Source organism: Streptomyces carminius, from assembly GCF_002794255.1.
GTDB classification, from domain to species: Bacteria; Actinomycetota; Actinomycetes; order Streptomycetales; family Streptomycetaceae; genus Streptomyces; species Streptomyces carminius.
The window spans coordinates 142,374-159,393 of the sequence record NZ_PGGW01000038.1; the positions used below are offsets into that span (position 1 = coordinate 142,374).

Genomic DNA, 17,020 nt, shown 5'->3' on the forward strand with positions numbered 1-17,020 from the left:
GGCGCCCGGAACGCTACTGACCGACCAGACCCGGCCGCAGCACCTTCGTGAACAGCACCCCGCCGCCCTCCTCGCGCAGCCGCACCGTCAGCTCGCCGCTGTCGCCGTCGATGTCCACCTGGCCGTAGAACTGGTAGCCCTCGCTCGGCGGGACGTTCCCCCGCTCGGGTGCCTTGACGAAGACCCGCTCGGGACCGAACGTGCCGTCCAGCGCCGAGGCCGGGAAGGCGCCCGCGTTCAGCGGGCCGGTGACGAACTCCCAGAACGGCGCGAAGTCGCCGAACGCCGCCCGCTCCGGGGCGTAGTGCTGGGCCGAGGTGTGGTGCACGTCGGCGGTCAGCCACACCGTGCCGGTGATCCGCCGGTGCCTGACGAACCGCAGCAGCTCGGCGATCTGCAGTTCCCGGCCCAGCGGCGCGCCCGGATCGCCCTGCGCCACCGCCTCGACGTCCGTGCCGTCGGAGACGATCAGGCCCAGCGGCATGTCCGAGGCGATCACCTTCCACACCGCGCGCGAGCGTGCCAGCTCCCGCTTCAGCCAGGCCAGTTGCCCGGCGCCCAGCACACCCTGCGGGTCAGAGGTCTGCGTCCCGGGGGAGTTGGCGTTCCGGTAGGTGCGCATGTCCAGCACGAACACGTCCAGCAGCGGACCGTGGCGCACCACCCGGTGGATCCGCCCGGCGCCGTCGCGCCGGAGGGAGGACTGGGGGAAGTACTCGCCGAAGGCCTGCCGGGCCCGGGCCGCCAGCACGTCCACGCGCCGCTCGGTGTAACGCTCGTCGGCGAGGACCTCGCCCGGGTACCAGTTGTTGGTCACCTCGTGGTCGTCCCACTGCACGACCGAGGGCACCTGGGCGTTGAAGCGGCGCAGCGACTCGGCCAGCAGGTTGTAACGGAAGTTGCCCCGGTACTCCGCCAGGGTCTCGGCGACCTTCGCCTTCTCCTCGGTGACGACGTTGCGCCAGGTCCCGCCGCCGGGCAGCGCCACGGTCTCCGCCAGCGGTCCGTCGGCGTAGACGGTGTCCCCGCTGAACAGGAAGAAGTCCGGGTCCAGCCGGGCCATCTCGTCGAAGACCGGGTAGCCGCCCCGGTCGGGGTTGATGCCCCAGCCCTGCCCGGCCAGGTCCCCCGACCAGAGGAACCGCACCCCGTCCCGGCGCCGTGCCGGGGCGGTGCGGAAGGTGCCGTACACCGGTTCGCCCGTGCGGCGCGGGTCGTCCGGGTCGGCCAGCACCACCCGGTAGTGCACCTGCCGGCCCGGCGGCAGCCCGTGCAGCGCCGTCGTCCCGGTGAAGTCGGTGCCCGGGCCCAGCAGCGGGCCGTACCGGCGCCGGACGTTGCGGAAGGACTCCGTGGCGGCGGTCTCCACCACCATCCGGGCCGGCCGGTCCGAGCGCACCCACACCAGGGCCGAACCGGCCGTCACCTCGCCGGTCTGCACACCCCAGCCCGCCCGCGGCCGGCCCGACAGCGACTGCGCGGGCGCGGCGAACACCGGGCTCGCCGCCGCTCCCGGCAGTGCCAGGGCCGCCGAGGCGGCCAGCGAACCGCGCAGCACCGCCCGCCGCCCGGGTGCCGGGTGGTGGGACGCGTCCCCTCGTGTCATGGGTGAAACCTCCTGGAGAGCTGGAGCCACGGACCGGAGACCGGCGGGAGCCGGCCGCGGAGAGCGCCCATGGTGGCCGCGGAAGGAGAACGCCGGGGAACCGGACCGCCGCCGGAGGGGCTGCGCTGGGTGAACGCCCGTGCCCCGGAGCCGCGGAGCGGGCAAAGAGCGCCGCGAAAATGACAACTCCATTTGCCGCCTGAGCATTACACCGCTTCCGCGAGCAGAATCGTTCAGGTATGCCCGGAACGGGTGACACGTTGCGTAACCTCAGCGTCACTTCCGCACCACAGGTGGGTGCGGCCGCACACTGCGCGGGAGGTGAGCACGCGTGCCCGGAATCGACGAGTGCCTGCTCGAAGTCATGACGCTGCCCGGAGCCCGCGGCGCCGCCGTGGTCGACCGGACCAGCGGGCTCGCACTCGGCACGATCGGCGAACCGGCGGGCGAGGACCACGAGAGCGCGGCCGCCGAGACGGCGGAGCTCGCCCGGGTGGCAGCCGAGCATCCCGCCTTCACCGCGCCCGGGACCGGCGGCCCGGAGGACGGCGGGGAAACCGGCGGGGAAGCGGGCGGCACGGCCTTCGTGGAGGACCTCATCGTCACCACACGCACCGGCTACCACCTGCTGCGCTTCGTCGACCGCGTCCTCGACGACGGTCTCTTCATCTGGTTCCTCCGAGGAGGCCCCCGGCTTCGGCCGGGGGAGGAATCGGACTTCTGCGGGGCAGGACAGGAGGAGCCGGTTCGCCGACGGGGCGGATCGGCGTCCACCCCCCGGACCCCCGCAGAGTGTCACAAGTTGATGTGATAGTTTGTGAGATATGGCCACGTATGTGAAGCGGGCGTATCGGTACCGCTTCCACCCGACCCCGGAGCAGGCGGCCGAGCTTGCCCGGACCTTCGGGTGCGTGCGCAAGGTCTACAACATGGCCCTCGCCGCCCGCACCGAGGCGTGGGCCAGACAGGAGCGGGTCACCTGCAACCAGACCTCGGCGATGCTGACGGCCTGAAAGAAGACCGAGGAACTCGCCTACCTGGGCGAGGTGTCCTCCGTCCCGCTCCAGCAGGCGCTTCGGCACCTGCAGGCGGCGTTTGCGAACTTCTTCGCCCGGCGGGCCAGGTACCCGCGCTTCAAGTCGAAGAAGAAGTCGCGCAAGAGCGCCGAGTACACCAACAGCGCCTTCCGCTTCCGGGACGGCAGGCTCACACTGGCGAAGATGACCGAGCCGCTGGACATCATCTGGTCCAGGCCGCTTCCCGAGGGAGCGAAACCCTCCACGGTGACCGTGACGCAGGACGCGGCCGGGCGCTGGTTCGTGTCCCTGCTGGTGGCCGACCCCGCCGTGCGGCCGCTGCCGGCCACCGATACGGCTGTCGGGGTGGATGTGGGTCTGGACCACCTGCTGACTCTCTCCACGGGGGAGAAGACCGCCAACCCCCGGCACGAGCGCCAGGACCGGGCCCGGCTCGCGAAGGCCCAGCGGGAGCTGTCCCGCAAGGCCAGGGGAGAGGGGGTCAACCGGGCCAAGGCCCGGCGCAGGGTCGCCCGCATCCACGCGAGGATCACCGACCGGCGCCGGGACCTGCTGCACAAGCTGTCCACCCGACTCGTCCGCGAGAACCAAGTGGTCGTGATCGAGGACCTGACCGTCCGGAACATGGTCAGGAACCACACGCTGGCCCGAGCGATCTCGGACGCGGCATGGACCCGGTTCCGGAGCATGCTGGAGTACAAGTGCGCCTGGTATGGGCGGGAACTGGTGGTCGTGGACCGCTTCTTCCCCTCGTCCAGGCTGTGCTCCACCTGCGGCACTCTCGCCAAGGCGATGCCGCTGAACGTCCGCATCTGGACGTGCGACACCTGCGGAACGACCCACGACCGGGACGTGAACGCGGCACGCAACCTTCTGGCCGCCGGGCTGGCGGTGTCTGTCTGTGGAGCCGGTGTAAGACCTCAACGGAGAACTCCGGGCGGGCAGTCGGCGACGAAGCAGAAAACCCCACGGCGCGAGCCGTAGGAATCCCCCTCGGTTCACGAGGGGGAGGAAGTCAACCATCTGTGGCTCGACCGGGACGGCGGCAACATCGCCCTCGCCCGCATCCGGCTGCGGTACCTCGCCGAGCGGCTGGTGCTCGCGTGAGCGCCACCGGAGCGCTGCTGTGGGGAAGCGGAACGCTCTACCTGAGCGGCGGGGAGGTCGTGTACGCCGAGAGCCCCGCCGCTCCCGGCCTCGACGTCCTGCTCGCCAGGGGCGGCTGGCTCCCCGCCGAGGGATGGCGGGAGGCGCTGGACCGGGCTGGGGCCCGCCGGCAGGTCGGCCGCTTCCTGGTGGACAACGGTCGGCTGTCCCACGGCGAGCTGGAGGTCTACCACCTGAGCGCACTGCACGACGCCGCCTTCTTCGTCCTGGCCCCCGGCAGCGGACCGGCCCGCTTCCGCAGCGGCGCCGCCCACTGGCTGGGACCCGTCCGCCCGGTGGGCGCCAGGGCCCTGCAGCGGGAGATCCTGCGCCGCAGGAAGCTGCTGGCGGACCTGTGGCCGCACCCGGAGGTGGACGCCGCGCCCCTGGTCCGCCGGGGCCCCGGCCCCGACCCGGGGGCAGCGTGCCGTACTGGGACTCGCCGACGGCACGCGCACCCCCGCCGACATCGCCCGGCACCTCGGCCGCCCGGCCTTCCACGCGCCGGTCGACGTACGGCGGCTGGCCGCCGCGGGGCACGTCGAGACGCCGCCCGCCCGCCGGCCCCCCCGTCGCCGGCCGGATCCCGGAGGTGTCCGCCGATCCGGACACCGCCCTGCTGCGCGCCAAGGTGCGGACCATGGAGATGCTGGGGCTGAAGGACGAGATCGAGGACATCCTGATCACCCTGGGCGGCCAGTACCACCTGATCCGGCTGCTGAAGGGCCGCGGCAACAACGGCCTCTTCCTGTACCTGGCGCTGGAGAAGTCGCGGGCGAACCTGGCGATGGCCCGGCACCAGCTGCGGAAGATCGAGGCCGGGCTGGAGATCTGACCCGCGGACCCGGCCGGGTTCAGGCCGGCAGGCGGCCCGGACCCGGCCGGGCCGCCTCGGCAAGCAGCCGTACCCCGTGCGCGATCCGGCCCGGCGTCAGATGCGCGTATCCCAGTACCAGCCGGACATGTCCGTCGCCGGGCGGGGAAGCGCCGTAGTGGGACAGCGGACGCACCGCCACCCCCACCCGCGCGGTACGGGCGAGGAAGCGCTCCTCGGGACCGTACCGGGCCGGCAGGGTGACGATGACGTGCAGCCCGGCGGCGATCCCCGTCGTCTCGGCGCCCTCGAAGGATCCGGCCAGCGCCCGCAGCAGCGCGTCGCGCCGCTGCCGGTAGGCGCGTCCGCAGCGGCGCAGCTGCCGGTCGTAGTCGCCGCGGGAGACGAAGTCGGCCAGCAGCGCCTGGTCCAGGACCGGATGGCCCAGGTCCATGGTGCGCTTGCGCTCCACCACCTCCTCGGCCAGCCGGTCCGGCACCACCAGCCACCCCAGCCGGAGCCCGGGGGCCAGGGACTTGCTGACCGAGGAGGTGTAGGCGACATGCCGCGGATCGAGTCCCTGCAAGGCGCTGATGGGCGCCCGGTCGTAGCGGAAGTCGCCGTCGTAGTCGTCCTCGATCAGCAGTCCGCCGGTGGTACGGGCCCACCTCAGCAGGGCGGAGCGGCGCGCGGCGGAGTAGGCGATGCCGGACGGGAACTGGTGGGCGGGGGTGACGACCGCGGCCCGTGCGCCCGAGGCGGTCAGCTCCTGCGGGACGAGGCCCTCCGCGTCCATGCCGACCGGTACGGTCGCCAGCCCGGCCGCCGCGAACAGCGCCGTGTGCTCGGGGCTTCCGGGACTCTCCGCCGCCACCGTCCGGTGCTCCCGCCCGCGCAGGGCCAGCCCCAGGAGCGTCATCGCCTGCGCCACACCCGAACAGACCACCACCCGGTCCGGTTCGGCGACCACACCGCGCCGCCGTGCCAGCAGGGCGGCCAGGGCGGCGCGCAGGGCGGGCAGCCCACGCGGGTCCGGGTAGCCCAGCTCCCGGTACGGCAGCCGGGCCAGGGCACGCCGGTGGGCGGCGGCCCACGCGGCGCGGGGAAACAGCGACGGATCGGGGGAGCCCGGCCGGAAGTCCACCACGGGCTCCGGGGCCCGCTCCCCGGCGGGTGGCGGGTGGGCCGGGGCGGTGCGTGCGGCGTCCCCCACCCAGGTGCCCGCCCCCCGGCTGCTGGTGAGGTACCCCTCGGCGGTCAGCTGCTCGTAGGCCTCCGTCACCAGTCCGCGGGACACCCCCAGATCGGCGGCGAGTTCGCGGCTGGACGGCAGCCGGGTGCCGGGCGCCAGCCGCCCCGAGCGCACCGCCTCGCGCAGCCGCTCCCGGAGGGTGTGGCCGCGCTGTCGCGGCGGTGCCGAGGCCAGCGGCGGCAGCAGCCCCCAGGCCGCGGCCCCGCCGGACTGTCCGCCGGGGCCGGGAGCGGGATCGCCGGGCGGCTCCGGGCCGGAAGTGGTCCTCTTGTCGCCCATGGAAGTGGACCTTAAACCGGACCGCGCGGCCGCCTAGCGTCGGCCCCATGTCCTCCCCGAGATCCGCGCACCCTCCGGTCGTCCCGCCTCCGCCGCCCCGGCCGCCCTCGCGGCCCGCGCCGTCCCCGCCGTTCCCCGCGGCCCGGCGCCGTTCCCGCCGACGCGGCGCCCTGCTCGCGGCGGTCGCCTGCTGCCTGGTCGGCGCGTCGTTCACCGCCAACAGCGTGCTCGGCGACTACCCGCACGCCGGCGGTCAGACACTGCGCTACGGCCTGGCGTGCCTGCTGCTCCTGCCGCTGGCCGGCCGCGGCGCCCGCCACGGCGTCCTCGGCCCGCTGCGCGCCCTGACGGCCCGCCAGTGGATCCGGCTCGCACTGCTGGCCGCCGTCGGCATGGTCGGCTTCAACCTCGCGGTGCTGGCGGCCGAACGCACCGCCGAGCCGGCGGTCCCCGGCGTCCTGGTCGGCTGCGCGCCGGTCGTCGTCGCCGTGATCGTTCCCGCGCTGAACGGCCGCCGGCCCGCCCGGCCGGTGGTGTACGGGGCGCTGCTGGTGGCGGCCGGGGCGCTCGCCGTCCAGGGCTGGGGCCGCACCGATGCCACCGGTCTGCTGTGGTCCGCCGGGGCGCTGGCCGGGGAGGTGGGGTTCGCGGTGATCGCCGTCCCCCTGGTGCGTCCGCTCGGCGCCCGGCTGCTGTCCGCGGCGGCCTGCGGGCTGGCGGCGGTGGAGGCCGCGCTGCTCGGTGCGGTACTGGACGGCGGGGACTGGCTGCGATTCCCGGAGCGGGGCGAGGCGGTGGCGCTGCTGTGGCAGGCGGTCGTCGTCACGGTGGTCGGTTTCGTGTGCTGGTACGCCGGGATCGGACGCATCGGCGCGGAGCGGGCCACGCTCTTCTCCGGGCTGATCCCCGTCAGCGCCGCGCTGACGGCCCCGGTCGTGGGCACCGGCTCGTACGGCTGGGCCCAGGCGGGCGGCAGCCTGCTGGTCGGCCTGGGAGTCGCGGTCGGGGCGGGAGTGCGGGCCCGCCGCCGGCCGGCACCACCCGCACCGGAGGGTGCCGCGGCCGTCCGGCAGGCCGCGGCGCGAGGCCCGGGATGACCCGGGCCGCCGTTCACCGGGTACGGGCGCACGGCCACCGGCGTCCGCCCTAGGATGGTCCCGTGGTCCGGGACGGCACCGGTGCGGGCACCGGCGGAAGCGGGGACGAGGACGCGGCGGAGGTCTTCGAGGAGCACCGTCCGGTCCTGCTCTCGGTGGCCTACCGCATGCTCGGCCGGGTGGCCGACGCCGAGGACGTCGTGCAGGAGACCTGGCTGCGCTGGTACGCGGCCGACCGCCCGGCCGTGCGCGAACCCCGCGCCTATCTGGTGCGCGCCGCCACCCGTCTCGCCGTCGACCGGCTGCGCCGGATCCATGCCCGGCGCGAGGCGTATGTGGGGCCCTGGCTGCCGGAACCGCTGGTCACCGACTACGTCCGCACCGTCCCGGACGGGACCGAGCGGGTGCTGCTCGCCGAGTCGGTCTCCCTGGCGGTGCTGGTCGTCCTGGAGTCGCTCTCCCCGCTGGAGCGGACGGTGTTCGTGCTGCGCGAGGCGTTCGGGCTCCCCTACGGTGAGATCGCCGGGACTCTGGACCGGAGCGAGGCGGCGGTGCGGCAGCTCGCCGTGCGCGCCCGCCGTCATGTCGCCGAGCGCGTCCCGCGCTTCGACGTCGACCCCGCGCAGCGGAGGAAACTGACCGAGCGCTTCCTGGCAGCCGCCCTGGAGGGCGATCTGGAGGGGCTGCTGGCCCTTCTGGCCTCGGACGCGCGGCTGGTGGGCGATGGCGGCGGCCGGGCGAAGGCGCCGCTGCGGACCATCCTCGGCGCCGACAAGGTGGCACGTTTCACGGTCGCGGTCATCCGGACCCCGGTCCGGGACCTGGAGATCGTTCCGCTGGAGGTCAACGGCGGTCCCGCCCTGCTCGCCACCGCCGGCGGCCGCCCGTACGCCGTCCTCGCGCTGGAGACGGCGGGCGGTCTCATCCACTCCGTCCACCTCATCAGCAACCCGGACAAGCTGGCTCACCTGGCCCCTCCGGTCCGCCCGGTCCGCCCGATGCCCTGACCGCGCCGGTGCCGCCGCCGCTCACAGTCCGCCGCTCACCCGCAGCACCGCGCCCGTGGTGTACGAGGCCTCCGGCGACAGCAGCCAGGCGACCGCCCCGGCCACCTCCTCCGCCTCCCCGGGGCGGCCCATCGGGATGACCCCGGCCTTGCGCCACGGACGCTGCGGGTCGCCCATCGTGGCGTGCATGTCGGTGAGGATCGCCCCGGGCTGCACGGAGTTGACCCGCACCCCGTCCGGGCCCAGCTCCTTGGCCAGCCCGACCGTCATGGCGTCCAGCGCCGCCTTCGTCGCGGCGTAGTGGACGTACTCACCGGGGCTGCCGAGGGTGGCCGCGCACGAGGAGACCGTGACGATCGCGCCGCCGTTTCCCCCGTACCGCGTGGACAGCTCGCGCGCGGCCCGCCGCGCGCACAGCAGTGTCCCCATGACGTTGACGTCCACCACCCGGCGCATCACCTCCGTGGCGGTCTCGGTGAACCTGCCCAGCGGACCGGTGATCCCGGCGTTGAGGACCGCGCCCGTGACGGGCCCCAGCCGGGCGGCCGTCTCCTCGAAGAGGGTGTCGACCTCGCTCTCGACACTGGTGTCCAGCTGTACGGCGATCGCCTCGGCGCCCGCGGCCCGTACCTCCTCCACCGTCCGGCCGGCCGCCTCGGCCGACCGCTCGTAGCCGACGGCGACGTCATGTCCGGCCCGCGCCAGCCGCCGGGCGACGGCCGCTCCTATACCGCGGCTCCCGCCGGTGACGATCGTTACCTGCCGTGCCATGCCGTTCTCCCTCGCTCGCCGCCGGACCGCCGGATACGACAGCCGGGGAATATGATCGATCATTCACGGGGAGGGGCGCCAGTGGGCTGATTGGTCTTGACCAAGTGACCGGTGCATCCCTATCGTCGGCATACGCAAGGACCTTTAAAAAACAAGCGCACGTAAAACCGGCAGGACACGGCGACTGCGGAGGCAAGGGTGGGGACCACGCAACTGGAGACGGTGCCGGAGCCGAAGTACTGGCATCTCCGGACGGTGCTGTCGAACGCGCTCGACTCGGAGTTCGAGGTGGGGGAGATCCTGCCGAACGAACGGGAGCTGGCCGCACGCTTCGGCGTCGCCCGGGCCACGCTCCGCCAGGCGCTGGAGCAGCTGGAGCTGGAGGGCCGTCTCCAGCGTCGCCGCGGGGTGGGCACCACCGTCGCGCCGCCGCGTGTGGGCGTGGAGGTGAACCCCACCCGGCACAGCTGGCCCGGTGCCCCGGGGGACGCCTGGCAGACCGAGGGCTGCGCGGAGGACGTGCCGCCCGCCGTGGTGGGCAGGGCGCTCGGCAGGGGCGACGAGAAGGTGTACACCGTGCACCGGGTCCGTACGGTGCACGGCCAGCCGGTCGCCACCGAGCTGCTGTACGTACCGCCGGCCTCCGTGCCGGGGCTGTCCGGCATCGCCGGCCTGGAGACCGACGCGGGTGTCGCCCGAGGCCGGGCCGTTCTGCGCGAGCTGCAGCGCCTCGAACTGGGCGGTCAGGAGCGGACGGTGGAGCTGGGTTCGGCCCGCGCGGAAGACGCCAAGCGGCTCGACCGCCTGCCCGGCGCGCCCGTCCTCGTCCTCACCACCCGCTATCTCGCCGCGGGCGGCACGGCGGCGGTCGCGGTCTCCACCTACCGGGCCGACACCTGCCGGCTGACCTTCGGGGAATCCGCCGGCACCGGTCTGCTGGCGGCGGGCTGACGGCTCACCGGCCGGATCCCGGCGGGGTGCGGGGGCGCCTTCCCTGTCCAGGGAAGGCGCCCCCGCACGTATGTCCGCTGTCCGCGCGGAGCAGGCCTCAGCGGGGCCCGGCGGAGCCCGGCACCCTCGGTGCTCCAGTGCCCTCGGTGCTCCAGCGCCCTCAGCGCCCTCAAAAGGGCCCGGTGCCCTCCACGGTGAACAGTTCCTCCTCGACATGGCCGAGGGCCAGCCGCAGCGCGCCGGTCGTGATGGCCTCGCCGGCCAGCAGGGACAGCTCCACCCGCGGCGGCCGCAGACAGTAGCGGGCCAGTTCGCGGCGGAGCGGATCCAGCACGTCGTCCAGCCCGGTGGCCCAGCCGCCGACGACCACCAGCTCGGGATCCAGGGCCAGCACCAGCGCCGCCACGTCGTGCACCAGCCGCCGGTTGAACCGCTCCACGGCCCGCTGTGCCCGCGCGTCGCCCTCCCGCGCCAGTGCGAACACCTCCGCCACCGCCGCCTCGTCCAGCGGGTGAAGTGGTTCGCCGGTGGTGGACAGCAGTCGCTCCGGAGTGGCCTCACGGCCCAGCAGGTGCAGCGCGCCGATCTCTCCGGCCGCGCCGCCGAACCCGCGGTGCAGGCGTCCGCCGATCAGTGAGCCGGCACCCGGGCTCAGCCCGGCCAGGACGAACACCATGTCGCCGGAACCGGCCGCCACTCCCTTCCAGTGCTCGGCCAGCGCGGCGGCGTTCGCGTCGTTCTCCACCAGCACCGGGCAGCGGAACGAGCGCCGCAGCCGTTCGCCCAGGGGCAGTCCGGTCCAGCCCGGCAGTGCCGTGCACAGCCGTACCGTGCCGTCGGACTCCACGATTCCGGGGCTGCCCACCCCCACCGCCCGCAGAGTGCTGCGCGGCACCTCACAGGTACGCAGCAGTTCGGCGACGGTACCGCGTACCCGCTCCAGCCGCTCGTCGGCGGTGGCATGCTCGGACACCTCCCGCCCGAGCATGCCCAGCCGGTGCCCCGACAGATCGGCGAGGACGGCGGCCACCCGGTGCGGGCCTATCTCGACGCCGAGCAGATGGCCCGCCTCGGCGCGGAAACGGTAGCGGCGCGCCGGCCGGCCCTGTCGCCGGACGTCACCGGGACCCACCGCCGCCTCGGCCACCAGCCCGGCCGTCACCAACTGCTCCACCACGCCCTCGACCGTCGGCCGGGACAACTCCGTGGCCTGGGACAGGTCGGACAGGGTGGGTGCGCCGTCGGCGGCGCGCAGCGCGCGCAGAACGACCGTGGAGTTGATCCTGCGCAGCAGGGAGGGATCCCTGCCGGTGAGCCGCCCCAACGTCCGCCTCCTGGGAAGTGCGCATCTGTGGGCGGATCGTATCCGGTGAGCGGCAGGGCGGCGAGAGCCAGGGCGGGAGAGCCACGGAGGGCCCGGCCCCGGCCCGTCCCGCTCAGCCCGGCACGACGAAGCCCGACTCGTAGGCGGTGATCACCGCCTGAGTTCGGTCGCGCGCTCCCAGCTTCGACAGCACCGAGCTGACGTGCGACTTCACCGTCTCGGTACCCAGTACCAGCCGGCCGGCGATCTCCGCGTTCGACAGCCCTCGTGCCATCAGCCGCAACACCTCCTGTTCCCGCACGGTCAGCGCGGCCCGTTCCAGTACCCGCCGGGACCGTTCGTTGCCGCGTCCGACGGCCAGCCGCCGCAGGGCGGCGGGAAAGAGCAGTGACTCGCCCTCCGCCACCAGCCGCACCGCGTGCGCGATCTCCGCCGGACGCGCCCGCTTCAGCAGGAAGCCGTCCGCCCCGGCACGCAGCGCCTCGTAGACGTAGGCGTCCTCCTCGAAGGTAGTGATCACCAGGATGCCCGGCGGTTCGGGCACCGACCGCAGGACCGCACGGGTCGCCTCGATGCCGTCCAGCAACGGCATCCGCACATCCATGGCCACCACATCCGGCCGCAGCCTGCGCACCAGGGGGACGACCGCCACGCCGTCGGCGGCCTCGCCGACGACCTCGATGTCCGGCTGGGCGTCGAGGATCGCCCGCAGCCCGGCGCGTACCAGTTCCTCGTCGTCGACGAGCAGCACCGTGACAGCCATTCCGTCACCCCCGCGTGTATCCGCCCAGGGGGAGGCGGACCTCCAGCCGCCACTCGTCCCCGGCCGGCCCGGCCTCCGCCGCACCGCCCAGCAGCGCGGCCCGCTCACGGATGCCGCGCAGTCCGCTGCCGGTGCCCGTCGGCGGGGACGGCTCGGGCAGCGGATTGCGCACCGCCAGCCGCAGCTCCTCCCCGGTGGCGGCCACCCGCACCGCCACGGGAACGGGGCCCGCGTGCCGCAGCACATTGGTCAGCGCCTCCTGGAGGATGCGGTAGCCCTCCCGGGAGATCACCGCCGGTACGGCATCCAGCCCGCCGCCGGTCTCCGCGGTGACCAGGGCGCCCGAGGCCCGTGCCGACTCCAGCAGGCGTGAGGCGTCCTCCAGCTTCGGCGGCTTCCCGGCGGTCCGCGCCTCGTCGTCCTCCCGCAGCAGCCGCAGTACCCGCTCCAGGTCCTCCAGGGCCCGCCGGCCGGTCTCCTCTATCGCGGTCAGTGCCCGCTCGGTGAACCGGGCCGACCCGGCGGCCCGGGCCGCACCCGCCTGGACGACGGTGGTGGTCAGGGCGTGGCCGATCGAGTCGTGCAGTTCGCGGGCGAGCCGGTTGTGCTCCAGCAGCCGCTCGGTGCGCTGCTCCAGGGCGGCCAGCCGCTCGGCCGCCGAGGGCGCCAGCAACCGTCTGGCCAGGGCGGCCGTCAGTGCCCCCGACGAGACGACCAGGACCAGCAGGAGCAGCGGCGGCAGCGGTGCCAGCAGGGCGTACCAGCCGCCGAGGACGAAGGCCAGGTGCCATGCCGGTATGAGCAGCCAGACGGACAGCACCGTCAGAGGCAGACCCAGCGCCACTCGCAGCGCCAGCCACAGCGCCGTGCGCCACCGGTCGGGCCAGGAGCCCGAAGGTGTCACCGCGATCCCCGTCTCCGCGGCGGCGGGGCCCAGCGGCTCGCGCTGCCCGGGGACGAGCATCAGACGGGCCTGGATGCCCTCGGCCTGCCGCAGCACCGGCACCCCCAGGCCGAAGACCGCGGCCAGCCCGACGGGCACCGCCATGGCCCGCAGCCACTGCCACGTGGGGGCGTCCTCGAGTCCGGGGAAGACCATCATCACGACCATCGCCACCAGCCCTGCCAGCATCAGATGCAGCCAGCGGGTGTAGGTGACCGTCCGTGCCGATGCCTGCACCAGTGCGCGGAGGGGAGCCGGAAGGCGAAGGGACATACCGCCATCGTGCCAGCGTGCGCGATCACCGCGCCTCCCCCGCACGGGGGAGACCGAACCCACGGACGGGGGAAGCGGCAGGCCTCCGCCGGGCGGCAGCGTGGTGACCATGACCGCGATCGAACTGTGTGAGCTGACCAAGGAGTACGGCAGGGGCGGGAAGGCCGTCCGCGCCCTGGACGGACTCACCGTGACCGTCCGCCCCGGCACTGTCACCGGATTCCTCGGTCCCAACGGCGCCGGCAAGTCCACCACCATGCGCATCGTCCTCGGCCTGGACCGGCCCACCTCGGGCACCGCCCTGCTGGACGGCCGCCCGTACGGGGCGCGCCCCGAACCGCTGCGGCGGGTCGGCGCGCTGCTGGACGCCGGGGCAGCACACCCCGGGCGCACCGCCCGCGACCATCTGCGCGTTCTGGCGAGCAGCAACCGCATCCCCGACCGGCGGGTCGCGCAGGTACTGGAGGAGACGGGGATGGCACCCGCCGCCCGGCGCCGGGTGCGGACCTTCTCCCTGGGCATGCGGCAGCGGCTGGGCATAGCCGCAGCACTGCTGGGGGACCCACCGGTGCTGCTGCTCGACGAACCGGTCAACGGGCTGGATCCCGAGGGGATGGTCTGGCTCCGTGGGCTGGTGAGGCGGCTGGCGGACGAGGGCCGCACGGTGCTGGTCTCCAGCCATCTGATGGGAGAGGTCGCGCGGATCGCCGACCGGGTCGTCGTGCTCGGAGCGGGACGCCTGCTGGCCGACGCGGCGCTGGAGGACTTCCTGCGCGAGCACGGCGATCCGGCGGAGCCGGACTCGCTGGAGGCGGCGTATCTGCGGCTGACCGCCGGCGCCACGCGCCACCGGACGAAGAAGGAGGTGTGAGAGGTGAAGGACACACCGTTCACCGCCGTGCTCCGGTCGGAGTGGCTCAAGGTCCGTACAGCACCCTCGCTGGCGGGCAGCCTTCTGGCCGTCCTGGTCGCCACGGTCGGCGTCGGCGCCCTGATCACCGGCTTTCTCGGTGAGGCCGAGAGCGACAACCCGGGCTTCGAGCCGGTCTCCTTCGCCTTCTTCGGGCTCAACTTCGGACAGGTGGCCGCTATCTGTCTCGGTGTGCTGGCCGTCGCGGGGGAGTACGCACACGGCACCATCCACCTCTCGCTGGCGGCCGTGCCCAACCGGGAGATGTTCTACGGCGCCAAGCTCGCCGTCCTCGGCGGTCTCGCCCTCGCCGTCGGTCTGCCCACCGGTCTGATCACCGTGGTGATCGGCCAGACGCTGCTGGGCGAACACGGAGTCGGGATCGGTGATCCCGGAGTGCTGCGGGCCGGGATCGGCTGCGGGATCTACCTCACCCTGCTGACCTTGCTGGCAGTCGGTGTCACCGCAGTGCTGCGGAGCACGGTGGGTGCTCTGGGAATGCTCGTGCCGCTGATCTTCCTGATATCGCCGGTGGTGGGGCCGGACGTGTGGTTCCTGCCGGACCGGGCCGGGCAGCAGGTGCTGCACCCGGTCCCCGAGGGGCCGTTGGGGGCGTGGAGCGGGATGGCGGTGATGGCCGTCTGGACGGCGGCGGCCCTCTGCGCGGGGCTGGCCGTACTGCGCCGCCGTGACGCCTGAGAGCGTCGGAGGTGGCCGACACCCCCTCGGACACCCCTGTCCGACGCCCGGCTTCTGACGGCGGTGGGGACAGGGACGGAGAGTCCGACGGCGCCGACGGCGGCGGGACCGGGCTGCCGCCGTCAGGAGTGTCAGGAGGGGACGCCGAAGGCGGCCGTCCGCAGTCGGCCGAACTCCTCGGCCATCGTCTCCAGCGTCCAGTGGGCGTTGAGGCCGCTGGGGTTGGGCAGCACCCAGATCCGGGTGCCGCCGATCACCGCCTCCTGCGGGCCGATCCGCGCCTTTCTGTCGCCGAAGGCGGCCCGGTAGGCGGTCACCCCGACCACCGCCAGCCACGCCGGGCGCAGCCGGGTGACCTTCTCGGTCAGCACCCGCCCGCCCTCGGTGTACTCCTCGGCGGTCAGTTCGTCGGCACGGGCGGTGGGCCGGGGCGAGATGTTGGTGATGCCCAGGCCGTACTCCAGCAGCTCACGCTGTTCGGACGGCTTCAGCCGCCTCGGGGTAAAACCCGAGGCGTGCAGCACCGGCCAGAAGCGGTTGCCGGGATGGGCGAAGTGGTGCCCCAGCCGGGCGGTCGTCAGCCCGGGGTTTATCCCGCAGAAGAGCACCCGCAGTTCCTCGGCCACCACATCCGGGACGGTGCGGGCACGCAGCTCCTCCATCTCCTCCCCGGACATCCCCCGCCCCGGGGGCGGCGTCCCGGGGGTCAGAGGATCGCCCCGGGGGTGTAGGCGGCGGCCTCCGGACGCCGCTTGGCGATCTCCTCGATCCGGGCCACCACCGAGGCGACCTGGTCACCGGCGGCACCGGTGAAGGACAACCGGTCGGCCAGCAGGGTGTCCAGTTGCCCCCGGTCCAGCGGGAGGCGCTCGTCGGCGGCGAGCCGGTCCAGCAGTTCGTTGCGCTCGGCTCCCTCGCGGAGTGCCAGCGCCGAGGCGACCGCGTGCTCCTTGATGGCCTCATGGGCACTCTCCCGGCCCACCCCGGCCCGTACCGCGCCCATCAGCACCTTGGTGGTGGCCAGGAACGGCAGATAGCGGTCCAGCTCGCGGGCCACGACCGCAGGGAACGCGCCGAACTCGTCCAGTACCGTCAGGAAGGTCTCCAGCAGGCCGTCAAAGGCGAAGAAGGCGTCCGGCAGGGCGACCCGGCGCACCACCGAGCAGGAGACGTCTCCCTCGTTCCACTGGTCGCCCGCCAGTTCCCCGGCCATGGAGGCGTAGCCGCGCAGGATGACGGCCAGTCCGTTGACGCGCTCGCAGGAGCGGGTGTTCATCTTGTGCGGCATCGCCGAGGAACCGACCTGGCCCGGCTTGAAGCCCTCGGTGACCAGCTCGTGGCCGGCCATCAGCCGGATCGTCCTCGCCAGGGAGGAGGGCGCGGCGGCCAGCTGGACCAGCGCGGTCACCACCTCGTAGTCCAGCGACCGCGGATAGACCTGGCCGACGGAGGTGAAGGTGTGCCCGAAGCCGAGATGGGCGGCGATCCGCCGTTCCAGCTCGGCCAGCTTCTCCCCGTCCCCGCCCAGCAGGTCCAGCATGTCCTGGGCGGTGCCCACCGGGCCCTTGACGCCGCGCAGCGGGTAGCGGGCCAGCAACTCCTCCAGCCGGGCGTGTGCCACCAGCAGCTCGTCGGCGGCGGTCGCGAAGCGCTTGCCCAGCGTGGTGGCCTGCGCGGCGACATTGTGGGACCGGCCGGCCATCACCAGTTCGGAGTGCTCGGCGGCCAGCCTGCCGAGCCGGGCCAGCGCGGCGACGGTGCGGTCGCGCACCAGCTCCAGCGACAGCCGGATCTGCAGCTGCTCGACGTTCTCGGTCAGATCACGGGAGGTCATGCCCTTGTGCACGTGCTCATGCCCGGCCAGCGCGTTGAACTCCTCGATCCGCGCCTTCACATCGTGCCGGGTGACCTTCTCGCGCCCGGCGATCGAGGCGAGGTCGACCTCCTCCAGCACCCGCTCGTAGTCGGCCAGCGCCGCCTCGGGCACCTCGATGCCCAGATCCCGCTGGGCCCGCAGCACGGCCAGCCACAACCGCCGCTCCAGCACCACCTTGTGCTCGGGAGACCACAGGCGGGCCAGTTCCGCGGAGGCGTAGCGGTTGGCCAGGACGTTGGGGATGCGCGGCTTGTCAGTCACACCCGGGGATT

14 protein-coding genes and 2 pseudogenes are annotated in these 17,020 nt (G+C 73.8%); 8 read left to right on the plus strand and 8 right to left on the minus strand.

Translation table 11 applies throughout. The annotated features are described in order from the left end of the window. Positions 1 to 13: 13 nt before the first annotated feature. Positions 14 to 1,606: an alkaline phosphatase D family protein gene (locus tag CUT44_RS09560; protein WP_100200218.1), complete on the minus strand. Its 1,593-nt coding sequence runs from the start codon at positions 1,604 to 1,606 to the stop codon at positions 14 to 16. Between the two features lie 331 nt (positions 1,607 to 1,937). Between CUT44_RS09560 and CUT44_RS09565 the strand changes: the two genes are divergently transcribed. The 3 genes and pseudogenes from CUT44_RS09565 to CUT44_RS33480 form a co-directional block, all read left to right on the plus strand. Beyond that, complete coding sequence (locus tag CUT44_RS09565) at positions 1,938 to 2,417, plus strand: hypothetical protein (RefSeq protein WP_233221083.1); 480 nt, start codon at positions 1,938 to 1,940, stop codon at positions 2,415 to 2,417. 13 nt (positions 2,418 to 2,430) lie between these two features. Further along, positions 2,431 to 3,627 (plus strand): annotated as a pseudogene (locus CUT44_RS09570) (RNA-guided endonuclease InsQ/TnpB family protein). A gap of 778 nt (positions 3,628 to 4,405) precedes the next feature. Continuing rightward, positions 4,406 to 4,624: pseudogene (locus tag CUT44_RS33480) on the plus strand (hypothetical protein); the annotation flags it as partial. 19 nt (positions 4,625 to 4,643) lie between these two features. Here CUT44_RS33480 and pdxR read toward each other — a convergent pair. Beyond that, positions 4,644 to 6,134 (minus strand): MocR-like pyridoxine biosynthesis transcription factor PdxR, encoded by a 1,491-nt coding sequence (pdxR, locus tag CUT44_RS09585; RefSeq protein ID WP_100200219.1) that lies wholly within the window; start codon positions 6,132 to 6,134, stop codon positions 4,644 to 4,646. Positions 6,135 to 6,181: 47 nt separating this feature from the next. Between pdxR and CUT44_RS09590 the strand changes: the two genes are divergently transcribed. Both CUT44_RS09590 and CUT44_RS09595 read left to right on the plus strand, forming a co-directional pair. Continuing rightward, positions 6,182 to 7,231, plus strand: a complete 1,050-nt coding sequence (locus CUT44_RS09590; RefSeq protein ID WP_100200220.1) for an EamA family transporter — start codon at positions 6,182 to 6,184, stop codon at positions 7,229 to 7,231. Positions 7,232 to 7,293: 62 nt separating this feature from the next. Further along, a complete protein-coding gene (locus tag CUT44_RS09595) occupies positions 7,294 to 8,238 on the plus strand; it encodes an RNA polymerase sigma-70 factor (protein WP_100200221.1) in 945 nt (314 codons plus the stop codon). A gap of 21 nt (positions 8,239 to 8,259) precedes the next feature. Here the strand turns inward: CUT44_RS09595 and CUT44_RS09600 are convergent, their stop codons facing one another. Next, positions 8,260 to 9,009 (minus strand): SDR family oxidoreductase, encoded by a 750-nt coding sequence (locus tag CUT44_RS09600; protein WP_100200222.1) that lies wholly within the window; start codon positions 9,007 to 9,009, stop codon positions 8,260 to 8,262. Between the two features lie 198 nt (positions 9,010 to 9,207). On the opposite strand from CUT44_RS09600, the gene CUT44_RS09605 reads away from it, so the two are divergent. Then, positions 9,208 to 9,960 (plus strand): GntR family transcriptional regulator, encoded by a 753-nt coding sequence (locus CUT44_RS09605; RefSeq protein ID WP_100200223.1) that lies wholly within the window; start codon positions 9,208 to 9,210, stop codon positions 9,958 to 9,960. A 169-nt stretch (positions 9,961 to 10,129) separates the two neighbouring features. Here CUT44_RS09605 and CUT44_RS09610 read toward each other — a convergent pair whose 3' ends face one another. From CUT44_RS09610 to CUT44_RS09620, 3 genes are all read right to left on the minus strand, one after another. Continuing rightward, on the minus strand, positions 10,130 to 11,284 hold the full coding sequence (locus tag CUT44_RS09610; protein ID WP_100200224.1) for an ROK family transcriptional regulator: 1,155 nt from the start codon (positions 11,282 to 11,284) through the stop codon (positions 10,130 to 10,132). A 112-nt stretch (positions 11,285 to 11,396) separates the two neighbouring features. Continuing rightward, a complete protein-coding gene (locus CUT44_RS09615) occupies positions 11,397 to 12,047 on the minus strand; it encodes a response regulator transcription factor (RefSeq protein WP_100200225.1) in 651 nt (216 codons plus the stop codon). A 4-nt stretch (positions 12,048 to 12,051) separates the two neighbouring features. Then, a complete protein-coding gene (locus CUT44_RS09620; RefSeq protein ID WP_100200226.1) occupies positions 12,052 to 13,263 on the minus strand; it encodes a sensor histidine kinase in 1,212 nt (403 codons plus the stop codon). 109 nt (positions 13,264 to 13,372) lie between these two features. Here CUT44_RS09620 and CUT44_RS09625 point away from each other — a divergent pair, with 109 nt between their 5' ends. Together CUT44_RS09625 and CUT44_RS09630 are read left to right on the plus strand one after the other, a co-directional pair. Next, entirely contained in the window at positions 13,373 to 14,134 is a 762-nt protein-coding gene (locus CUT44_RS09625; RefSeq protein WP_199185546.1) for an ABC transporter ATP-binding protein, read from the plus strand. 3 nt (positions 14,135 to 14,137) lie between these two features. Next, positions 14,138 to 14,872 (plus strand): ABC transporter permease, encoded by a 735-nt coding sequence (locus tag CUT44_RS09630; protein WP_100200228.1) that lies wholly within the window; start codon positions 14,138 to 14,140, stop codon positions 14,870 to 14,872. Between the two features lie 131 nt (positions 14,873 to 15,003). Here the strand turns inward: CUT44_RS09630 and mug are convergent, their stop codons facing one another. Together mug and purB are read right to left on the minus strand one after the other, a co-directional pair. Then, positions 15,004 to 15,534: a G/U mismatch-specific DNA glycosylase gene (gene mug, locus CUT44_RS09635; protein WP_408646695.1), complete on the minus strand. Its 531-nt coding sequence runs from the start codon at positions 15,532 to 15,534 to the stop codon at positions 15,004 to 15,006. A 44-nt stretch (positions 15,535 to 15,578) separates the two neighbouring features. Then, entirely contained in the window at positions 15,579 to 17,009 is a 1,431-nt protein-coding gene (purB, locus tag CUT44_RS09640) for an adenylosuccinate lyase (protein ID WP_100200230.1), read from the minus strand. Between the last annotated feature and the right edge of the window lie 11 nt (positions 17,010 to 17,020).